Here is a 22277-nt window from a genome sequence, read left to right as displayed (position 1 = left end):
TATGAAGATAATATCTGCATTGGTGGTGTTCATCGTAGCGATGCTATGGTGGTTGTTTGTGTCTTCGTCTATCACCATAAAGGTAAATCCCAATATGGAAGATATGTTAAATAACGAACGTTATACACCTTCCACTCAATCGTTTTTGCGCGGGAAACACTGGCTCGAAGATGTCGGAGAAATAACAATTTGTGCGGATCATGACGCGACAAGTGTTGAGTTTCACAACGCGAAAGATCACAAACACCGATTGTCGTTAAAGAATATTCCATTGAGGTTACTCGTACCGAGGTTGCATTATAAAGTGGAAATAGCCGATGATTTTGACGCATTTAATTTGATGATGGCGGAATATTCACGTAATGGCATAAGTGTACCTGTGGGTAGTGGTGGTGACAGCATTGCGCATTTTGAAACCAATTTTGAATTTTCTGCGCCATGGAAATTAAAAAAAGATTATGAGTTTGAGGCCAATCCACACTTTCGACCTTTACGTATGGGCATTACCAACAATTGTCTTTCCCCTGGCCTGTGGGAGTTAAACGCCACTGATCGCGCCGGAGAGATTTATCATAGTTGGTTTAACATGCCCGAGAATGTATACATAAATACGTTAGCTTCGGTGAACGGTGTCCGTCGTGATTTTGCGAAAAAGGCGTTAGAGTGGCATACAAAAAATATTGCGCTGAAACTAGAGCGTCTGCGCAAACTTGAAAAAGACTTGGGAAAACATCCTATCAAATTTGTCGATGGTGTGATTGGATTTTCTTCGCAAGATTCGCGTCGTAAGTTACACAAAAATTACGTGAAAGTAGAGAAAGCTGGGGTAGATATTGCCCCAAAGTATCGGCGCGAATTTGTGGATTACCCGGTGAAGATGTCGGATTTTATCGCTCCTGGTAAGTATTCGTGTAAGAAAAATCAGGAATTTGATTTTGGCTTTTTGAAACAACCTATTGACGCACAAGTACAAATGGTAAAACCTCAAACTCATTATAATATGGAAACGTTCTTGACGCAAAATAGTGGCGAACCATATATTGAAATTACCATTGATTTGGGAAAAGAAAAAATTATTATTGGCAACCTACCACTCTTTTTAGTTGTGCAACAAGAAGATTTTCAAATCCACGGATTTGGAGTAGGGGTTTTAAGTAACTCTGACTTTGCGGAGCGACGAAAGATTCTTATCGAGAAAGGACCTCATCCTTCGTTTGCTTACTTGGCTGTATGGGAGTCAGAAAAACTATTTGCTCTCAATTCTCACGATCGTGGGTTGGAACAAATTTTTATTCGTGCCTATCCTTTTACCAAAAATCCTTATTGGGAGATTACGATTACCTCGTTTGAGAGAATTGTGGACATCGTCAAATACCAAATACAAATACCAAAAAGTCTACAGCAACAAGTAAAAAAATATACCACTCAATACATAACGCCGTCTTATTTTGGCTATCGCGATGATAATTTACGCTAAGGTGTACCTATGATTCGATCTTTATTGGCCGCCGCGGTCAACTCTTCACTACAAAAATTTATGAAAACGCAACCTCAGAATATCCAAGACACACTGTTTTCTTTGCAGCAAGGCATCTCAGATGGTATTCATGAATTAGATGCAGAAAAAATTCTTGCGAATCAACGACAGTTTCCATGGTATAAACAACTGTTTTATCGCGAAGGATATGCGATGGGACTGGCATTTTTACATGTGATAAAGTTGCGACCGGGAAACCCTGACAAACGCCATGATTTACCTCTGTTTCGCATTATGCATTACACCGGTTATGGTTTCTACAATGGTCTCGCCAAATTTTCGCGAAAAGTACCATTTGTCGCACCATATTGGCGCGATATCGAAGACTATGATGAGTTCTATCCGTTTTTAATCGGTGGTGAGACTTTTGGCAAGACCATCGCCCGTAAAAAATGGGACCGAAAATTTGTTGAAAAATTTGATGTGTCACACAATTATTCCTTTTATCGAGAGGCAGCGTGGCATGGTTGTGGACGCAGTTTGTGGTTTAAATTTAACCATGATATTACGGCGTTAGTAAAAGCCCTAGAGTTGTACCCTCCGGCAACGCAAGAACTTCTTCTAGGTGTGGGAGTGGCGATTACGTTTACGCAAATTGCACAACCACAAAAGGTAATCGCGGATATTTTGCGTTTTCCTGTAAAATATCACCATGCGTTAAAAGAGGGCGCTGGCATTTCTCTGGCGACGATGACTTTTGAACATCCCGTGGTTACCGAAAAGTTAAAAGAATTGTACTGTAACGAGCTTCAGCCGTACTTTTCCAATGCACTACATTGGGGAGAAACACTCCCTTTTGATAGCGACTGGTACCAGACAACTATTTATAAAATTCGTGAAGAAAATAAAAAACTACAGTGAATGGCATCCATAGCATGTAAGGATTTTTGATGAACTACTACGTTGTCCCATATCAAATTTATTTTGACGATACCATGGCCTACGGTACGCATCATTACTTAACCAACTTCAAATTTCAATGCATCGCACGCGAATCATTGTTATTTTCGGATACGCGTGGATTGCAAGCCACTACTTTGCAACAACAACTGGACAATGTGGTTCTTCTTACCCAAGAAGGGTATAGTCGCAATCTTGCTCCGGTGGCGGTGGGAAAAGCGGTGGCGATTTTAATGACGTATGAAGATTTGGGGCGTTCTTCTGTACGATTGTGTTTTCGAGTGGTTCGCTACGATGGTGTTCCCGTATGTTGTGGGTTTCAGACGATAGTTTGTTCAAGTAAACAAGGAGAGCTTGTGGCTTTTCCTCAAGAGATGTTACAACATTTTACGAAATATCCTTTGGAGGATACATTAGCACCTGACTTCAAAGATAAAGTCCTCCATGGAAAAACGACAACGCTTTTTCCCGAAGATGTCTGTGCTGTAGGTAAAGAAATGGCCAATCTTCCTCCGCAAAAATTTCACGCGCAGTTTACCCATTCGCCACAAAAAAAACAAGGCACGGTATTCGTTTTTCCTGGTAAAGATACTTGTGATTTTGCGTTGCTACGTCATATTTATGAAAACTTTCCCCGAGAAGCGAAATACATAGATTACGCAGATACTCTTGCCAAAAATTTCTTCCAGCATAGTTTTGTCGACCTAATTTATGCTGATTTACCCGAAGATATATTGAAAACGTGTCGTGACTTAGATCACATTGCCATTTACCTACAGAGCGTTATCTGCGCGCAGTGGCTAATCGCTGACGGTAAAAAACCTCAGCTACTTGTGGGACATAGTTTTGGAGAAATAGCGGCACTGACAATCTCTGGTGTTTTTCGTGTCGAAGAAGGCTTGGAAATTGTGTGTAAGAGGTTTGCGGCTTTGGCCCCTTTGCAAAATTTACCGTATACAATGGCGGCCGTGTCTAGTTCTTTGGATACGGTGAAAAACTTTCATTTACCCGTTGAAATCGCTGGATGTAATCATCGCAAACAAACCGTTGTCAATGTTGCGAACCAACAGCTAGAGTACGTGCGCCAGAATTTCCTACCAGCGAAGATTCAAGTGACACCGCTAAACACCAATTATCCATTTCACTCTAGTAAATTGCAACCAGCTGTTGCGACCTTTTACGAAACAATAAAAGACATCGATTATAAATCGCCACAAATAGACACTTTTTCTCCCATTGAACAGCAGTTTTATACAAAAGGCTGCGATTTTGCCTCTATCTTAGCGCATCATTTTGTAAAACCGTTTTATTTTGATCGGTGTATCGCGACGTTGTGTTCACAGGGGTATCAAAATTTTATCGAATGCGGCGTGGGAACGAGCATGGCGAATATTATTGTAAAAAATAATGATGCGCTCGTCGTGACAAACGCCTTTCGCTTGCAATCGCAAAAAACAACACCACGACAAAAAACGACGACAAAGCCTAGGACCATGGCAAAGCAAAAAGCGATGTACAATGATGTACCCATCGCTGTCGTTTCCATGGGATGTGTGGTTCCAGGTGCAAATAATGTAGGTGAGTTTTGGCACAACACGCGGTATGGGGTATCGGGAATTATTGATGCGCGAAAACAGGATCAACTCCTTGAGCGCGATTTTATGAGCGAAAATGGCATTGCTCCAGACAAAACGTATAGCTTGCTCACCGGAGTTGTGCAAAACTTTAAAGGTGCTAAACAGTATGCCCACTTGTCCAAAGCAGAACGTTTCTTGGCCGAAGCCCTACAGCAGTGTATTGCACCACTACAAGATGAAATGCGCGAAATTTGTTCTTCGCGTATCGCTTGTTTTTTAGGAAGTACCGCGGATGGAATCCAAGAGTACGACGAAGCGCTATTGGCAAAACAATTGCTGCAAATTTTGTCGACCTTAGAGGAAGACAGTAAAGCATTTACCGCGTTAAAGGCCTTTCTTTCTATACATTTTGAAAGCGATTTTATGCGTTTTACGCCCCACAAATGTTTTGCGAAAATAGTTGACGACATTTGTGGCAAATCTTGCACCACATACTTGATGGACGCGGCGTGTGCTTCTTCTTTGTATACGACGGATCGCGGTATAAAAGAATTGCAGGCCCACGACAAAGACTTAGTCTTGGCCGGAGGTGTATTTGCGCCTGGTCCTGCGAATAGCTGTTTGTTTTCGCAGTTTGGCGGACTTTCCACAACGCATATCCGTTCGTTGGATGGCAATGCGGATGGCGTTATTTTTGGCGAAGGGGCAGCTCTTTTGGCATTAAAGAGACTACCTGATGCATTGCGCGATGACAATGATATTCACGGTGTCATCGTTGGTTGTGGACTTTCAAGCGACGGTAAGAGTTCATCGGTAAATGTTCCCAAAGCTAAGGGGCAGGTTGTTGCTCTTGAAAATGCCTATGTGAAGAGTGGTGTTGATGTACAAACGATTCAACATCTCGAAGCGCACGCCACAGCGACGAAAGTAGGAGATGCGACAGAATTTCAGGCACTTGCGCAATTTTTTGAGAAAAGTAGCCAACAAACAATTGCTCTTACGAGCATAAAATCTCTTATTGGACATACAGGGTGGTTGGCGGGGACAGCTTCGATTATTAAGGTTTGTATGGCGCTGAGAAACAAAATCATACCCGAACAGTTCTATTACGATCCAAACAATCAGCATGAAGGTATGAATATCGAAAATTCCCCCTTCGTTATACCAACAACGTCTATGCCGTGGAAAAAAAATATAAACAAACTACCGCGAAGAGCTGCGGTAAGTGGTTTTGGATTTGGCGGAACCAACGCGCATCTAGTGATCGAGGAGTATGATCCACAGCACCACAAAAATCTGCAAAAACTACCTAAGAGGGCATACCGCGGTGACTTGGCGGTGATTGCCGTGGAGTGTCTCTTCCCAGATAAAGATGGTATGGCGCAAGCACAAGTGTCGTTGCAAGCATTGTCGTATTTTAAGAAGCAACATTTCCCCTCTCCCAAAAAAATACTTTTACCTGATGTGGTAGACCACATGGACGGTAGCCAACTACTCGCGGTGAAGCTTGTCGAAAACCTCATTGCTTCGTTACCCAAAAATTGGGAAAATTACAAAAAATCTACAGGGGTTATTCTCGGAATGGAAGGTAAAGCGGAGCACAGTGTTCCGGTATTACAGAGGTTATATGCCGATCGTTTTGCGCGTCTTCTTAAAGACGCCAGCTTTGAGTACGCGACGGATGATCTTGTGCAGAAATTATTACAGCAGGCCAAAGAGCAGCATGTTGCGACAGGACCATATACACTTCCGGGCATCATGCCGAATGTGACTTCTGGTCGTGTAGCGCATATGTACGATTTAAAAGGCGCAAATCTGGTCATCGATTGTGGAGAACGATCGTTATTCGAAGCTATTTGTCATGCACAGCGTTGCCTATATTTTGATGATTGCGACATTGTTTTTGCGGGAGGAATAAGTTATCGCGATGAAACATCGTTGTTGTTGCCTCGCCATGATCAACAGGAACCGCAAGCCGGAGGCATCGTTTTAGCACTCACGAGAAAAGAATGGGCAAAAAAACAAGGATTTGCCATTCAAGCAATTGTAAATTGCAATGCGGAGGGCGACGAAGAAACATTGTCTGTCGAAGGTTCGCTACGAGGGGCGACAGGTAGTAAGGAAATTTTGGAATTGTTGCATGGCAATACAAGGAAAACGATGGTGAAATGGAAGCAAGATCATTGCCTACAAATCTCCCCTTATGATGAGATCACACATTGGAATAGTTTGGCGTTGCCAGGCGCTACACCAATAGATATTTATAACCCTCAATTATTTTTAGCCCCTGTGGAAGTAAGTTCAGCTTCTTTAACAGCGAAAAAAATATTGTTTTTAGTGGATGACATACAGTGGTGGGAACAGCAAAGCATTGCTGTAGAAAATTACGATGTGGCGACGATGCGGCGTACTGGTGATTATTGGTGTGTGAGCGGAGAACATGTCGACGCACAATTATCGCAAAATTTACAAAGTGGTGCATACGATATGATTATTGCCACCAAACACATGGCTTCCCACAATGCTGATGAACTATTGCAAGATTTCGACCTAAGTTTTATGGATTTACTATTCTTGACGGCGCAGCAAGCATACTCTGCCATACAACAACAAAAAACATCGTTGTTTACATTAACGATAAACGCATACAACAAAGAGGGAAATGTTCATCCCTATTCGGGTTTGTTTGCGGGATTTATAAAATCTATGGCACGAGAATTACCTGACGCAATGTGCAAGTCGATCCACTGTGATGAGGTGTCACTGGCCGCAGGACTTGATTTCGTCGCCACTGAACTTTTGTGTGCAGGTATCCACCACGAGATTTTTTATGTGGGAAATAAGCGCAAAGTACACAAGCTGGTTACGGCAGAAATAGCGGCGAACAGTGAAGAGTTAAATGAAGAATCTGTGGTGTTAGCAACTGGTGGTGCTCGTGGTGTCACCGCTGTTTTAGTCGAAGAGCTGTTGCAGAAGTTTCGTTGTAAGGTAATTGCTCTTGGACGCACGAATTTACAAAAAGTTCCTGAAAAGTATCGACAAATGGATACCGAGAGCTTTACGAAATTTGAGCAGACGTTTTACCAAGAACAACTTCGCGAAACAGCCTTGAACATTAAAGAACTGAAACAGTTGTATCGTGGTTATCAGGCGGGCAATGAAATTGCGCATAATCTGCGCAGTTTTGCGCAGCTACCGGGGAGAATCGAATACCGAAGGTGCGATATCACCGTAGAGGAGGAAATGGAGAAATGTATTGGCGAAATTTACCAAAAGTACGGTAAGGTTGATTTGGTAATCCATGGAGCAGGTTTACAAGTATCAACAACATTGCCTAAGAAAAAATTGGCAGATTTCCGTAAAATTATTGCCACGAAACTCAAGGGGATACAAAATCTTTATCGCAGCTGTTGTCAGCATTTACCAACGCATCCACATTTTCATTTGTTAACGTCAACGTTTAGTTATATGGGAAACGATGGGCAACCAGACTATGGGGCGGCAAACGAAGCACTAAATCGCATCGCCCAATATATGAATAGACAAAAAGGGCGCTGGTCTTCACTGGCATGGTTGGGGTGGGAAAAAATAGGTATGACAAGAGATTCGGAGTATGCGATGATTGCGCACCAACGAAATCTACGTCCGATTCGCGCTGCAGAAGGCAAAGCCATATTTTCGAACGTGTTGTGCAGCGATAATGTGGTCAATATCTCTCTAACAGCACAAGAACAGAGTTATTACCAGGTTGATGTGGCAACAAAGGAAAATGAGGCATATCTAGAATGGTCGCTAAACGAAGAGAATGCTCCGTACATTTGCCACCATTTGGTCAATGGTGTGGCAACACTACCAGGAACATTCGAGTTGGATTTTGCCGCACGCACCGCACAAAAACTATGCCCTAGTTGGTCGTTTTTCAAGTTTGAAAATGCGCAATTCCACAAATTTGTCAAAGTTTTTCCTGGTAAGGAAGTGGTGATCAAGTGCAAGGGGAAAGTACGGCACAAAACACAAACTTCCGCAGTGATCCACGTGCAGCTATTGTCCGATTTTATTCATAAGTCAGGGATGGTTTTACAACACAACGAGTGCATGTTTGAAGTAGATATACATATGAGAGAAAGCGCTGTACCTGTACCGTGGTTCAGTGCACAAACAAATACAAAAACTATCGAGGTTGGCGATCCTTATACCAAAGAAGGTGTCGTCAAATTGAGTGACTTTTTTTGTTGTTTGTCGCAAATTACCATAGGGGAATGTAGCCGAGAGGCGTCGTTTGAATTGGATAAAACGTCGCTTTCTTGTATCGAAGATTTTTGTTTACCGTCTATACTTGTCGACGCTCTGTGGCGCTTTAGTATGATCGATGACCGCGAGACAATTTACGTCCCGCAAATGGGAGGAGAACTTTATATAAAGGCCGACATAAACGATCGCCAATTAGGGAAACTACATTTACACGGAAGTAACCCACGCATACACAATAACCACATTTTTAATAAGTGGGTACAAGCAATCGATGAAAAAGGCGATGCTGTGGTGTTAGCAAAAAATTTAGTCGCTTATAGGTATGATATATGAAAACAACAATGGATCTACCGGGACCAACAGGAAATTGGTTTAGTGGGAGTTGGCCAGAATTTCGCAAGGATATGTTGGGCTTCTTTCACAAGTATACTTCTATCTATGGTGAAATGTATCAATTTCGCCTGTTTGCTATGCGTTTTTGCGTAGTAAATTCTCCACAGCTTTTACATGAAATATTTGTCGAAAAAAACGATTCTTTTATCAAATCGTGGAATATGCGACAGCTAAAAATGGCGTTTGGCAACGGGTTGGTCACTAGTTCTGGAGAATTTTGGAAACAACAACATCGCATTGTACAACCAGCGTTTCGTCGTTCTAAGTTACACAAATACGCACAGCAAATGATCGATATTATCGATAAAGTTGTCGGAGAATGGCAAGATGGGCAAAGTCTTGATATCCACGGCGAAATGGTAAAAATGACCTTGCAGATTGTGTCGAAAACGCTGTTTAATATCGATACCGAACAAGATGTACAAAAAGTAAAAGACTCTGTTGATGTTATCGTAAAACAGTTTGCGAGTATTACCTCGAGTCGTATTCCTATCCCCTTTATTGTTCCCACGCCGCAAAATCTCAAGGTCATGAAAATATTTTTTCAATTTCCGCGTAGCGCGCGGCGCATGATTCGCGCGCGGAAAGAACGCGGTAACTTAGATGATTTGCTCAGCGACCTTTTTAGAGCACAACAAGAACTAGGCATCACTGACAAACAGGTGCTAGATGAAGTATTTACGCTTCTAGTTGTTGGTCATGAAACTACGGCAACGTCGCTTACATGGGCTTTTTATCTTATTGCGAAGCATCCTCATGTACAACAAAAAATAGAGGAAGAACTACAACGGGTGATTGGCCAGAGAAATATAGAGGTTGAAGATATTGACAAGTTAACCTATACTAGCAATGTCGTTCGAGAAACATTGCGGTTGTACCCACCGTTGTGGGCAATCGGGCGCGAATCCATTGAAGATGTACAAATTGGAAAACAACTGATTCCCAAAGGGGTACAGGTTTTGATGGTACAACATGTTGTTCATCGCGATGCACGTTATTTTGACGAACCACAAAAATTTTTACCAGAACGTTGGGAAAATGGTTTCGAGAAAAAAATACCGAAATACGCCTATTTTCCTTTTGGCGGCGGACCACGCGTATGTATAGGTAACCATTACAACATGATCGAGTCAACGTTGATTTTGGCCATGGCGATTCAAAAGTTTCGCGTTCAAATTCTCGAAGACCGTGGTACAGCATTGCTACCTTCTATTACTTTGCAACCACTTCACAAAGTGGAGATTACCGTTCAAAAGCGTTAATTATCATTGTATTTTTGTGCTTTTTTGGGTGGAAAACGACGATGGAAAATAAACCAAATATTAAAGAGTTTATGAGAGAAAAGAGTTCTTTTTTTCGTTATTTAAAAGACGAAGAGCTACAAATACTGGAAGATCTCGCCCGCAATAGAAAATTTAGTAACGAAACGGTTATGGAAGAAGAACGTTGGACTCCACGAGTGTATTTATTATATCGTGGTTATGTCGCTGTTTTACCGCAAAGTGAAGAAGAGGTAAAGTGGTATCTGCGTCCAGGTATGGTTCTTGACACAGGTATTTTCATGCCCGAGAAAAGGGGTTTGGTCACAAAAACTATTTCTGATATAGAGTTTGTTTGCTGGGACCGCGAAGCATTTGAGCAAATTTTTAAGAAATATCCACATCTCAAACAACAATTTCAGACTAGAGTAAAATTGTACTCTGACCAACAACAAATTCGTGCACTGCTATTAAAAAACAACTACTTTGCGCATGTGGGAACATCTTTGATTGAGCACCTACTCGAAATATCGACGTTGTGCTATTTTTCCAAAGGAGAGTACATCTGCCGTCAGGGAGACACCGGAAAAGCATTTTTTGTGATTGCACGTGGTTCTGTAAAGGCCTTTCGCGAAGAAGAACCAAACAAAATATTGCGTATGTTTTACGCGGGAAATGCTTTTGGGGAAATTGCCTTAGTGAAAAGAATACCGCGTATTGCCCATGTGGTCGCACAGGAAGATTGTGAACTGTTTATTGTTCCCGAGCAAGAGTTTCATGTACTATACAACCGCTCCTCTTCTTTTCGCGGAATGGTCAATACGGTTTGCCGCGAAAGAGGCATTGTCATTGATGAGAATGATCTAGCAAAGCAGGCGGAGATTTTCTTTTTGGTAAACCATAGCTCTTATGATTTACAATTATTGAGTTACCAATTGGCGCTAGCGGTGACGGAAAGTTACGTATACGAGTGCTTGGTTATCGAACTAAGCGATCAGGACGAAACGGAGTACCAAATTGGGCCGCGCGTTTTGGGACGTAAAATGTCGCCGACTAAGGCCTTAGAATTTCTGAAAAGCAATGAAGTCGCAAGAGAGTTTCACTATATATTCATTCATACTGCTGCAAAAGGTACCGAAGAATTTTTACAAAAACTTTCTCCTCTCATCGCCAATATTGTCTACATTAGTGAAAAGTTTAATCTATTGCGGCCGTTGGACAAACTGATTTCGGGGTTTGTCTATCATGCGGTGATCCAAACAAGTGCCGATAGTCGTATTCCCATTGCGAGTAAAAAAATCGCCAAGCTTTATCCTAGTCAAGGCGCATATTCGTATCAAATTTCTTCGCGTTCCATTGGACACTTGGCGAGAATCATAACCAACAAACAAGTAGGGTTAGCCCTTGGCGGAGGCTCCGCGTGGGGATTTGGACACATCGCACTTATCAAAACTTTGGAGCGACTCAATATACCCATTGATATGGTTTCTGGCACAAGTTTTGGTAGTGTTGTTGGCGCGTGTTATGCGCAGTTTGGAGCCGAAGGTTTACAGTTTTTGCTAGAGAAAAAATCAGAAATAAAAACAGCGGCGACATTGTCTTTTGTCCATGGTAAATTTTTGGAATTACTACTCGATGTGTATTTTGGCAACGATATGATGGAAGATTTACCGATACCATTTTTTGCGGCAGCAATTGATTTTTTGAGTGCACGTGAAAAGATTTTCAAAACCGGGAAAATCAAAAAAGTGGTCCGAGCAAGTAGTTCTCTACCTGGTATTTTTAGTCCTATGTGGATCGACAATAAAAAGTATATTGATGGTGCTTTTCTCAACAACGTGCCGGTAAATATTTTGGTGGAGGAAGGAGCGGATTTTATTATTTCTTCTCAAGTGATCCCCCCTGCCCCCAAACAAAAACAAAAGTCGAGTTTCGTGCCTGAGTTTATGTCCCCCGTGGCGCGAATTAAAGATTTACTGCGCGCAATTTACATTTTGTTGCAAACATCGGGAGAATCTCAGGCCTTTGAAGGTAACTTCACTTTTAATCCAAACTTGGCGCGTTTTGACGTGAACGGTTTTGAAGAAGCGAATTTGATTGTTCGCGAAGCACAGTCTCAACTGGATTTAGTCACCGATAATTTGTATGCGAGTTACAAATCTTTTTGTTCTCGTGGGTAATTGTCTTAACACGAAAAAACTCTAGTCCTCGGGTCGTTCGCCATCTTCTGCCATTTTTACAATGCGTGGTTGAAAACAAGCCAAAATTTCGACGAGATCATTGGAGTATTCCATGACCATGTCGATGTCTTTGTAAACACTTGGCGCCTCATCGAGACCTGCACTTAGTAGAGTAACGTTTTTGCTCTTAATCATTTGGTTGACATCGGTCCAATTGAACAATTGCTTGGCCTTGCGGCGTGACATGACTCTTCCTGCACCATGAGGAGCACTCGAAAGTGATGTCTCGTCTCCTTTACCACGTACGACATAGCATGAATTTACCATGGAACCAGGTATAATACCTAAGTCATCTTTTCCTGCGGGGGTTGCACCCTTACGGTGTACGATGAGTTCCCTGCCATCATGCACCTCTTTCCACGCAAAATTGTGATGGTTCTCTATTTGTAGTAGAGGTGTTGCCCCCAGGGACTTGATGATTTTTTCATGAATTATCTCATGATTTGCCGCAGCATATCTTCCCATGAGTTCCATAGCTTGCCAGTACTCTTGCCCTTCTTCACTGTCTAGAGTTAACCATGCAAGATGTTGTAACTCTTTTGGCAGACCTGGACGCAATTTCATCGCCAACTGCGAGTAGTGATTGGCCACCGCACTTCCTGCCCCACGACTACCACTATGCGAAAGTACCGCAAGATACGTGCCTGCTTGTAGACCAAGAGTGTCTTGTGATACGGTAAGCTCTCCAAACTCAACAAAGTGATTTCCCGAGCCACTCGAACCTAATTGCTTTATAGCGCGTGGTTTGATGTGTTTTGTGACTTTTGAAAATGACCAATCTTCTTGTAGTACTTCGTGGTCGTGTGGTTTACTGAATGTTTTACCAATACCAAAAAGTGTATCTTTTTGTAAGGTGTCCACAAGAAAATCTTTGTTTTTATCCACATCTTCTGCTGGAGAATCAAATACGGTCATTTTTACACGACACGCGATATCCACTCCGACGGCATAGGGAATGACGGCATTTTCTGTAGCCAAAACTCCACCGATGGGAAGACCATATCCTTGGTGAGCATCGGCCATGAGTGCTCCGCGCCACGAAATGGGTAAACGACAGGCATTTTTCATTTGTAAAACGGCCTGCTCTGGTAGATCTTCTCCCCAAATTTTCCATGGTGCTGGCTCTTTACGTTCTTTGAATCGACGGTCTTGGTAAACTTTTTGGGCAAGTTTCCCAAAATAAGGATTGGTAAAATTTGCTTCTGGCTTTTGTACCGCCAATTGCAATTGGCGATTGACTTTTTTCTTATTGAGTCCCTTCGCACGCGCATTTTCTACAAGTTCCTTAGCAAATTCAATGTCTTCAGGATCAACGCCTAAATCTAATAATTGTTTTTCTTTCATAGCTTATATGTTCCAAAAAATTTATTTATGAATCGGGATTGTGGTATTTTTCTAAACAAAAGGCGACCGTGTGATGTAAATCTGCGAGGTTTATATTGTATGTGCTAGGCATAATCATAACCGCATATTGTTTAAAAACCATTTTATCCCATTTAAAACGTTTGGCCAATTTTTTCTTTGCCTTTTGTGGATTTGACGCTGTGACCGTTTCCAAGACACTATTCATGTCGGAGACCCCTATGATAAAAGCGGGGTTGTCATAAAATTCTCCTGAGCTGTAAGAATCGATGTTATCCCAGTTTACCAAAAAACTGTATGTTCTGCGTACGAAACGGATACCTTGTGGTTGAAATATAAAGGATTCGTTTGCGGTAAGGCCCGTCAGTGTTGCCAAAAATATGAGACTACCAAATGCAATCATAATAATTCCACAAGCAAAGGGAACGTCTTGGTCTTGAGTAAAATGACAAGTCGCAGTACCTGCAATCACAATGCCCAATGCCAACATGACTGTTTTCGATTTTGACATTGCGATGGGGGTTTCAATTGGCAGGCAGATATCTGCTTCGTTATTGTTAAAAAGCTTTTGTTGCCGATGTTTGTAGATCATCGTACTGAGCCAAAATATAAAGCCTAGGCCAAAAAAAATGGCGATACTTGCTAGTTCAGTGGCCTTTTCCCCTTGCTCAAGAAAAGCGGCAATTCCACCACCAAGCGTAAAAAGTAAAAAAATAAGTAAAATAAAATAATCGGAAATTTTTAGTTTCATGTAGCATACCCCATTGTTCACAAGCGTTGTAAAAAAATCTTGTTATCTTAGACGTGCATACAACAATATCGTTGGTAATGGCTATTTTTTTGTGGCAATTTTTTTACGTGTACGTGAAATCAACGCCTTGAGTTCTTTTGTTTGTAAACCGAGCTGTTGTGCTTTTTGAAAACTGCGCAATGCTTTGGTGTACTGACGTAAATTATACTGAACGATCCCCTTTAACTCAAAAAGCTGCGGTCGATCATTTACCCATTTCTCCAAAGCTTCTATTCTTTCTAGTGCCTGCGAAAAACGTCCTTGGTAATTGAGAATACGCGGTAGATTAAGATGAAAACGAAAATTACGTGGTTCCAAAAGCACGCATATTTGTGCGTCGCGCAATGCCAAAGGATAATTTTTTGTATCGATGTAGACATTACTACGGTTGTGGTATATGTCTACGTGTAGAGGGTTGAGTTTTTGTGCCGCACTGTAATCTTCGATCGCTTTGGGGTAGTTCTGTAAACGACGATGAAGTGCTCCGCGTTGTATGAATGTCGTGGTATGGTCTCGGGCATTTTCAACAACATAGTTATAATCTTCTAGTGCCTGTTGGTACTCTCCAAGAAGTAGGTTTATGTCCGCGCGTTTTCGGATACTGTAATAGTCATGTGGATTTATTTTTATGGCTTTGTTGAAGTCTTGCAATGACAAAGTGAAATTACGTTGGGCAAAGTAAACGTCACCACGTAGTGCGTAAAATGTCGCGCTATTGGGCAATTTTTTTAGAGCTTGGTTGTATTCTGAGAGGGCTAACTCATATTTTTGTAAGTTCTTATACACTAAACCTTTTAGTCGAAAAAGGTCCGTGTATTCGGGGTTTAAAACGCTAGCGCGTTGAAAACTCTGTAGAGCTTGTTCATTTTCATTGAGAGCTTTTAGTATTTCGCCGTGAAGTACGTGTAGTTTAAATAGATTTGGTTGTTTTTCTAACGCTTGTGTGGAAGACTGTAGAGCTTTTTGGTATTTTTTCACCATATAATATATTTTGGCGTGGAGTTGGTGGCTACGGAAATCGTCTTTGGTAAAAAGAGTTTGCGACTCCTCAAACGCTTGTTGTGCTCTACCCATTTGCGCGAGCAGTAGGATTCGTTGTAATTGGTAATCGTAGTTTTTTTTGTTTAATTGACGATTTTGTAAAATCAGTACCGAAAAAAATAAACAAAATAACAATGAAATAACAATGATCGATGTGCATAGAATACGATGGCGTTGTACAAAGTTGCGTAAGGAATCCCAGTGTGTATATTTTTTGGCCGTGATGGCAAGCCCTTTACGTAAATTTTGTAAATCCTTCGCAAGTTCCTTGCAATTACGGTATCTTTTACGCGGTTGTTTTTCTAAACATTTTAAACAAATAGCTTCTAAATATGGCGAAATGGTGGGGTCTATTTCCCGCGGACGTATGGGGTAGTGATTGCTCACTTGAAATAGTACATTGTAGTCGGAGTCTCCTTGGAAAGGAGGTCTAGAGGTCAACATTTCGTATATGGTGGCTCCCAAAGAGTACACCTCGCTTTTTACGGAAGTTTTTCCCGATACTTGTTCAGGAGCTGCGTAATTCGGTGTTCCTTGAAAAAGACCTTCTATGGTTAAATTTCCTGCGTTTCGCGGACGTGCCAGTCCGAAATCGGTAATTTTAGGGACACGGTCTTTGGTGATGATAATATTTGCCGGTTTAATGTCGCGATGGAGAATGTTTTTTTTGTGCGCGTAAGAAAGTGCATCACACAGTGGGGAGAGAATATCAATAATTTGTTGTTCTTTAAACGTTTCGGAATGGATCAATAACGATAAAGGAACACCTTCCACGTATTCCATGACAAAAAATGGGCGTGGTTGGTAGTTGATTTCATAAAAACGCACAATGTTGGGGTGTTCTAACTGTGCCATACACGAAGCTTCACCAAGGAGTTTTTTCGTATTGTCGGTGTTCTTATCGAGGAGAATTTTGACGGCGACGACTCTCTTTGTTTGTTGGTCTTGTGCGCGATAAATAACGCCCATTCCACCTTTTCCGAGAAGTTCACCAAGCTTATATTTTCCGAGTTGGTAGTTGTGGGACTTTATGAAGTTTTGAACTTCAATGGAGGGAGAGATAGATTGTGCATGTTGGAGTTGTTGTGTTATGTCCATAACCGCATCTCCTTATAAGACCGAGGAAAGAGCACACGCGTAGACATGCGATGTGCTCTGGCAATTTAAATTTAAGGAAGTCCCTTTGTTATCTTGTATACGCCGAATAAGATGACAACCGTGGCGATAAATGCAAAAGTTAGCATGGTTTTGTAGCGTAAAATATCTTCTTTCTCACCTTTTTTGGCCTTTACAGAACCAACGTGCAGTAGTCCTACTGCCAGTAGCATGATGGTGGGGTGTTCCCAGCTGCGTTCGGGATCAACACCCTTCCAGCGTTCTCCAACAAACCACAATGCAAGGCCGATAAGAACTTGCATATCTACCATAATCACGAACAACAAAGAACTAACTCGTCCAAGAGGACGCCATTTTTTCTTGCTAAAAAATCCCACGAGCAAAGCTATAATAGCGATGGCAGCAAATAGGAAAATCATGTAGCGCCAGTGCTGGTGAGATTTATAAAGAATCGTGTAAAGTCTATCCATGTGTTTTCCTTTTATAAATAAAGTTATTGTATCGCAAGAATAAATGATTACATTGGACAAATCAAGAACATTGTTGAAATTGGTGAGGAATAGCTATGGAGTTATATCAATTCGCGATATCGCACTATTGCGAGAAGGTTAGGTGGGCTTTAAAATACAAGAACGTGGATCACAAAATTGTGAGTTTAGTTCCAGGTTTACATGTTTTTACGATAGGTAAAATAGCACCTAGGACGCACGTTCCCGTTTTAGTGGATGGTGAGACAGTTGTGCAAAATTCGTGCGATATACTCGACTACTTAGAAGAAAAATATCCCGAGAGACCACTTACACCACAATCATCCAAAGAAAAACATCAGGCATGTCATTGGGAAAAATACGCCGATGAAGAAATTGGCGTGCATTTGCGGCGTTATTTTTATTCACACCTGCTACATCATAAGAAAATAGTCGCACCTCTTCTTTCTACCGGGGCTTCACCGATGAAAAAAGCGCTGTTTTCGTGCATGTTTTTTAAAGTAAAGAAAATTATGCGCCAACGTATGAATATAAATGAAAAGACAGGGAAAGAATCGCGAGAGAGATTGATAAAAGCGATAGATAAAGTGGCAGACCATCTCAAAGATCGCGAATTTATGGTGGGAGATAGTTTTAGCCGCGCCGATCTCACCGTGGCAGCGCTTTTGGCACCTATTTACGAACCAGAAGGCTATGGATTGAAATGGCCCAAGGAAATTCCCGAAGACATGCGTTTATTTCGTGAGGAACACGCTGACAAGATGTTGTGGGTAAATAAGATATATGAAAATTATCGTTAGTATTTTGTGACAACAACTATAAATGGAAAAGTCGTCGCTGTAATCGTAGCCGTCGCCGTTGCCGTGACCGTGACCGTTGCCGTGACCGTAACCGTGACCTTCAATGCGATTTGACTTAATACCTAACTTTAACACAGTGCGTTGTAGGGGCGGACCTAGTGTCCGCCCGTTCTTCCAAATTCAAGATAGACAAACAGAAGTCCACCCTAAACCAATGGTAAAGATTTTCACTTCCCAATGAATTCCGCCATACGTATTGGCCAATATCCTTCACGATCTTGAAAAAGGTCGCCAAATTGTTGTAGTTTTTCCTTCATCTTCTGTTTATCGAATAAGTAAGATTGATCAAAGAGAGCAACACCATCTCTCAGTGACATACAGGCAAAGTTCCAATTGGGACTAAAAGAGCCGGTGTTCCCGTTAAAACCTTTGTATGTGGAGAATAACTTAAACGTTTTTAAGTCACAAATCTTGATTTTTTTACTGCAAAAAATGACTAAATAATCGCCATTGGGAGAGAACGAAAGATTGTGAATTTTGTAGTTTAATTTTAGTGTTTTCATTTTTGTGGTTTTACCATCTTTTAAATGTAACAAAGTCAAACGTTTATCTTGGTAACCACAAGTGATGTAGTTTTTTTGCGCTGAAATCGCCACGCGGCGGATGGCAACGCCAGGTAAAAGTTGGTGCTCTGCTATTTTTTTACCATTTCGCAGTATAGTGACATTTTTGTATGTGACAAGGGCAACGAGATTTTTATCTACCACAATGTGCTTTACAATCTCTTGCGAAGTGTGCAAAAGACGGTGTGACTTTTTGGTGATGTTATAGAGGTACGTTTGTTGCTTGATACAGTAAATAATCTCGGAAGAATTTACAAAACGGATAGCTTTTACTCCCATGTTTTTGAATGGTTTAAACGGTATCTGCTTAAAATTTTTTGTTTCATAAATAACGGGTTTGCGCCCCATAAGCATTACGACGTGTTGTTCATCTTTACTGATGCTTACCTGGTTCATATCACCGTGAGACAAAATTTGCATGGCATTGGTGTACAAAGTATCTGTGAATTTACCGTTTTCTTTTTTCCAGACGATAAAACCCAAATAAAATGGCTGTATGACCATAGTTTTAGAAACGATTACGCGATGTTGCAACCAAGTATCTGCGGATATTTTTGTTTTACGTAGAATACTATCCAATCTTTTACGGCTGCTTTTGTTTAAATTTAAGTATTGATACGGCGAAATCTGGTATTCTTTGTAACTATCTCGGGTGACTATTCCTAGTTTGCTTGTTCGACTGGCAAATTGAATATCGAATGTGTAATTTTTGTCGACAATGGAAAGTATGTCTTCCATATTTTGTGAGTTGGCGACATTTACTTTGGCATCTTGTCCACTACTAATGATAAATCGGTAGTCATTGGCGACAATCTTGCTTATGGCATCGGAGTGTTTGCGATAGTAGTTGAATGAGCTATGGTAGTTGTTTTTTTCTTTGGTAATGGAGCAGAGAACGACAGAACCGCCGCTGTTGGTTATGTGAAATGGATAACGTGAATTTGTCGATCTACATGGTGAAAAATAATCAAATAGGCCATCTTGTACCTGTGATAATTTGTGGGTATTTGTGTCAAAAGCGACAACATTTACTGGAGTAAAAATAAAAATAGTATTGCCATCTGCGGAAAAAAAAGCGACACGACTGCTCTTAAACAAGTCCTCTTCAAGAACTTTGCGTTGCTCTTTTAAATTGTAGAATATCGTTTTTCGGTTGTAGAAAATGACTAACCAGTCGTCTTTTGGCGAAAAATAAAAACCAAATTGGCTTTTCACACCAGAAATGAGAACATTCAATTTTTTTTGCTGCAAGTCGTATAAAAAAAGTTTTCCTTGTACAGGCTCTAGAAAGATGACAAATTTTTCGGTAGGGGAAAAGCTAATGTGTATAGGGTTTGCCTGGAGCTTTTTAGAAAAGACTAAGCTTTTGTCGTCCAATGTATGCAACATGAATTGGCGATTTTTTGAATAGGCAACATAAGAGTTTCGGGGAGATATAAAATCTTTTTGTTGGTTGATATAGCATTGTGGAATAGTGAAGTATGCCTTGTTGGTATCTATTTTTGATAACGACTTCAGGGGCCATATGTACGCAGTACCGCGATCGCTAAACAGACTCAAGTACCTTAGGTTGTTTGATACAAGACCATGTATGAATTTAACGCGCGACTTTGGAAAAGTGACCTTTTTTTGCTGGGGTAAAACAGGAAGAACAGTAAAACGCAAAATATCGTAAGAGTCACTGAGTATATTTGTTGTTGTGGGCGTTAGAGGGCGTTCAAAACCGTCAATCTCTTTTTTAAGACCTTGTATGTACTGAAAAAACGAGGGATTTTTGATAATATTTGACTCAATATTCGACTCGAGTTTCACCACATGTTTTTCTTCTTTTGCATGCTTTCTGCGTTTTTCTTCCTGGTCCGCTCTTTTTTTCTCTTCGTTGGCAAGATTATAGTACATTACGGCAAATATCGATGGTATGAGTAGCATTAGAGTTACTGTGGTGACTATTTTGGGATGTTTCTTACACGAGATAAAAAAACGTTGCCACAACGTAGGTGGCTTAGTATGCGTAGGTTGTTTTCGCTGAATTCTTTGAATTTCGTCGCGCATGAAAGCAACACTGGGAAAGCGCTTGCGTGGTGACTTTGCGAGTGATTTCATGCATATTAACTCTAGAGCACTATCCCTTTTTACACTTTTTCTAAGTAGCGACGGAGCGATGGGTTCTACAGTCGAAATTTGATACATAATTTCGACAACACTTGCGCCATCAAAGGGGACACGTCCGGTCAACATTTCATAAAGAATGACTCCCAAAGAATAGACATCGCTTTTTTTATGGTTTGCTTTTCCTTGAATGGCTTCAGGAGCCATATACTTTGGTGTTCCTAGTATACTGCCACTTTGAGTCAAGTTATCTTGGCAGTTGGTATTCTTTGCGAGTCCAAAGTCAAGTATAATGGGAATGTTGTCTTTACCAATGATAATATTGTCTGGTTTCAAATCACGATGAATAATACCATTTTCATGGGCATAGGCTACTCCACTGCATATATCGTGAAATATGTTGAGTAATGCCTCGTTTACATTGGTGTTGCCTTCCAGGACTTTGCGTAACGAATTCCCTTCGACGTACTCCATGGTAAAAAAATGTTGTGGGAACTCTCCGATCTCATATATTTTGATAATGTTGGGGTGCTGTAATTTCGCAACGGATTGGGCTTCGCTGATAAATCTTTTGACATCTTTTGTCGATCCGACATTACGTATGATTTTCAAAGCACACATTCTTTGCAGTTTGGTATCTTGGGCAAGATATACCGCCCCCATACCTCCTTCACCAAGTTGCTCTAAAATCTCATAGTGTGCAAACATGGTGGATGGTGTGAGACTTTGAGAAGACGGGCGCATAAAGTTATCAACACCAAGTGGCTTTTTGTCATCCATCGCTGGTTGCAAGTGAATGTTTTGCGATGAGGTATGTCGTTGATGATGCTGTTGTTGAAACCGTAGTAGATCGCCAACAAATGCTTTTACACTGGGATAGCGAAACTGTTGTTTTTTGTGCAGGGCCTTCAGGCAGATTGCTTCTAAAGTCTCAGGAATGTTTTGTTTGAGTTGGGTCGGAACAATGGGATCTTCGTGAATGATTTGGTGGACAAGAGACATCGATTCGGTATGATGAAACGGTCGTTGCCCCGTTAACATTTCATAGAGCATGACACCCAAAGAATAGACATCGCTTTGTTCATTGACTTTCCTATTGCGACCAAGAGCTTGTTCTGGAGACATGTAATGCGGCGTTCCCAAAACGGCTCCTGTTTGTGAAATTTTTGTGTCATCAGAGACAAATTTCGCCAAGCCAAAATCCGTTACTTTTAAATTTTGTTCTTGTGAAAGCATTACATTGGACGGTTTCAAGTCGCGATGAATGACTCCACAACTATGTGCGTATGTAACGGCTTGTCCTATTTTAATCATTGTTACAATTGCACGCTGTATGCTCATCTGAGATTTTTTTAAAAATTGAGCTAACGATACGCCATCGACAAACTCCATCGCCAAAAAATAATATCCTTTTTCGTTGCCCACGTCGTGAATCATGACGATATTTTCGTGTTGTAACTTTGCAAGAGATTTGGCTTCGCGCATGAACCTTCGTATCTCTTTTACATTGTTTGCTTTCTCACGCATCAATTTGAGAGCAATTGTGCGATGTAGGCGTGTATCGATTGCTTTGTATACTTCCCCCATACCACCACGCCCCACTTCGGTTACAATTTTGTAAGGACCAAAGTAAAGACCGTCTTTTATTATTTGTGGAGATATTTTTTTTGTGGTACAAGGTTGAGAAACTTCATCTGTTGTGTTTGTGAAAGAAGTGTTTATGTATTCTGTAGAGTTTTCCGTACTAGGCTCTGAAATTTGCAAGGGATTGCGTCTGTTGGGGTTTGCCAT

At 41.2% G+C, this 22277-nt stretch carries 11 protein-coding genes; 6 read left to right on the top strand and 5 right to left on the bottom strand.

Going from position 1 to position 22277, the window contains the following annotated elements; all coding sequences use genetic code 11:
• Position 1 precedes the first annotated feature (1 nt).
• Genes UABAM_RS28540 through UABAM_RS28520 form a run of 5 tightly spaced genes read left to right on the top strand, consistent with a single transcriptional unit; the run spans position 2 to position 12097 of the window.
• The gene (locus UABAM_RS28540) at positions 2-1477 is read left to right on the top strand and encodes a hypothetical protein (RefSeq protein WP_151971396.1); all 1476 of its coding nucleotides are present in this window, start codon (positions 2-4) and stop codon (positions 1475-1477) included.
• 9 nt (positions 1478-1486) lie between these two features.
• Positions 1487-2398 (top strand): DUF1702 family protein, encoded by a 912-nt coding sequence (locus UABAM_RS28535; protein WP_151971395.1) that lies wholly within the window; start codon positions 1487-1489, stop codon positions 2396-2398.
• Positions 2399-2427: 29 nt separating this feature from the next.
• On the top strand, positions 2428-8598 hold the full coding sequence (locus UABAM_RS28530) for a type I polyketide synthase (protein WP_151971394.1): 6171 nt from the start codon (positions 2428-2430) through the stop codon (positions 8596-8598).
• Positions 8595-9920 carry a cytochrome P450 gene (locus tag UABAM_RS28525; protein ID WP_151971393.1) on the top strand — a complete coding sequence of 442 codons (1326 nt, stop codon included), beginning with the start codon at positions 8595-8597 and terminating at the stop codon, positions 9918-9920. Before UABAM_RS28530 ends, UABAM_RS28525 begins: the two co-directional genes overlap by 4 nt.
• A gap of 41 nt (positions 9921-9961) precedes the next feature.
• Complete coding sequence (locus UABAM_RS28520; RefSeq protein WP_151971392.1) at positions 9962-12097, top strand: patatin-like phospholipase family protein; 2136 nt, start codon at positions 9962-9964, stop codon at positions 12095-12097.
• A 21-nt stretch (positions 12098-12118) separates the two neighbouring features.
• On the opposite strand, the gene UABAM_RS28515 is transcribed toward UABAM_RS28520, so the two are convergent.
• The 4 genes from UABAM_RS28515 to UABAM_RS28500 all read right to left on the bottom strand — a co-directional run bounded on the left by UABAM_RS28515 (position 12119) and on the right by UABAM_RS28500 (position 16936).
• Complete coding sequence (locus UABAM_RS28515) at positions 12119-13501, bottom strand: RtcB family protein (protein WP_151971391.1); 1383 nt, start codon at positions 13499-13501, stop codon at positions 12119-12121.
• A gap of 25 nt (positions 13502-13526) precedes the next feature.
• Positions 13527-14270, bottom strand: a complete 744-nt coding sequence (locus tag UABAM_RS28510) for a hypothetical protein (protein ID WP_151971390.1) — start codon at positions 14268-14270, stop codon at positions 13527-13529.
• 81 nt (positions 14271-14351) lie between these two features.
• A complete protein-coding gene (locus UABAM_RS28505; RefSeq protein WP_151971389.1) occupies positions 14352-16448 on the bottom strand; it encodes a serine/threonine-protein kinase in 2097 nt (698 codons plus the stop codon).
• Positions 16449-16519: 71 nt separating this feature from the next.
• Positions 16520-16936: a hypothetical protein gene (locus UABAM_RS28500; protein WP_151971388.1), complete on the bottom strand. Its 417-nt coding sequence runs from the start codon at positions 16934-16936 to the stop codon at positions 16520-16522.
• Positions 16937-17031: 95 nt separating this feature from the next.
• Between UABAM_RS28500 and UABAM_RS28495 the strand changes: the two genes are divergently transcribed.
• Positions 17032-17754: a glutathione S-transferase family protein gene (locus UABAM_RS28495; protein ID WP_151971387.1), complete on the top strand. Its 723-nt coding sequence runs from the start codon at positions 17032-17034 to the stop codon at positions 17752-17754.
• A gap of 227 nt (positions 17755-17981) precedes the next feature.
• On the opposite strand, the gene UABAM_RS28490 is transcribed toward UABAM_RS28495, so the two are convergent.
• On the bottom strand, positions 17982-22277 hold the full coding sequence (locus tag UABAM_RS28490) for a protein kinase domain-containing protein (RefSeq protein ID WP_151971386.1): 4296 nt from the start codon (positions 22275-22277) through the stop codon (positions 17982-17984).

Source organism: Candidatus Uabimicrobium amorphum, from assembly GCF_009002475.1.
Lineage (GTDB): Bacteria > Planctomycetota > Uabimicrobiia > Uabimicrobiales > Uabimicrobiaceae > Uabimicrobium > Uabimicrobium amorphum.
The sequence above is the reverse complement of the archived record's forward strand: the minus strand, read 5'-3'. Positions and strand labels throughout refer to the sequence as shown.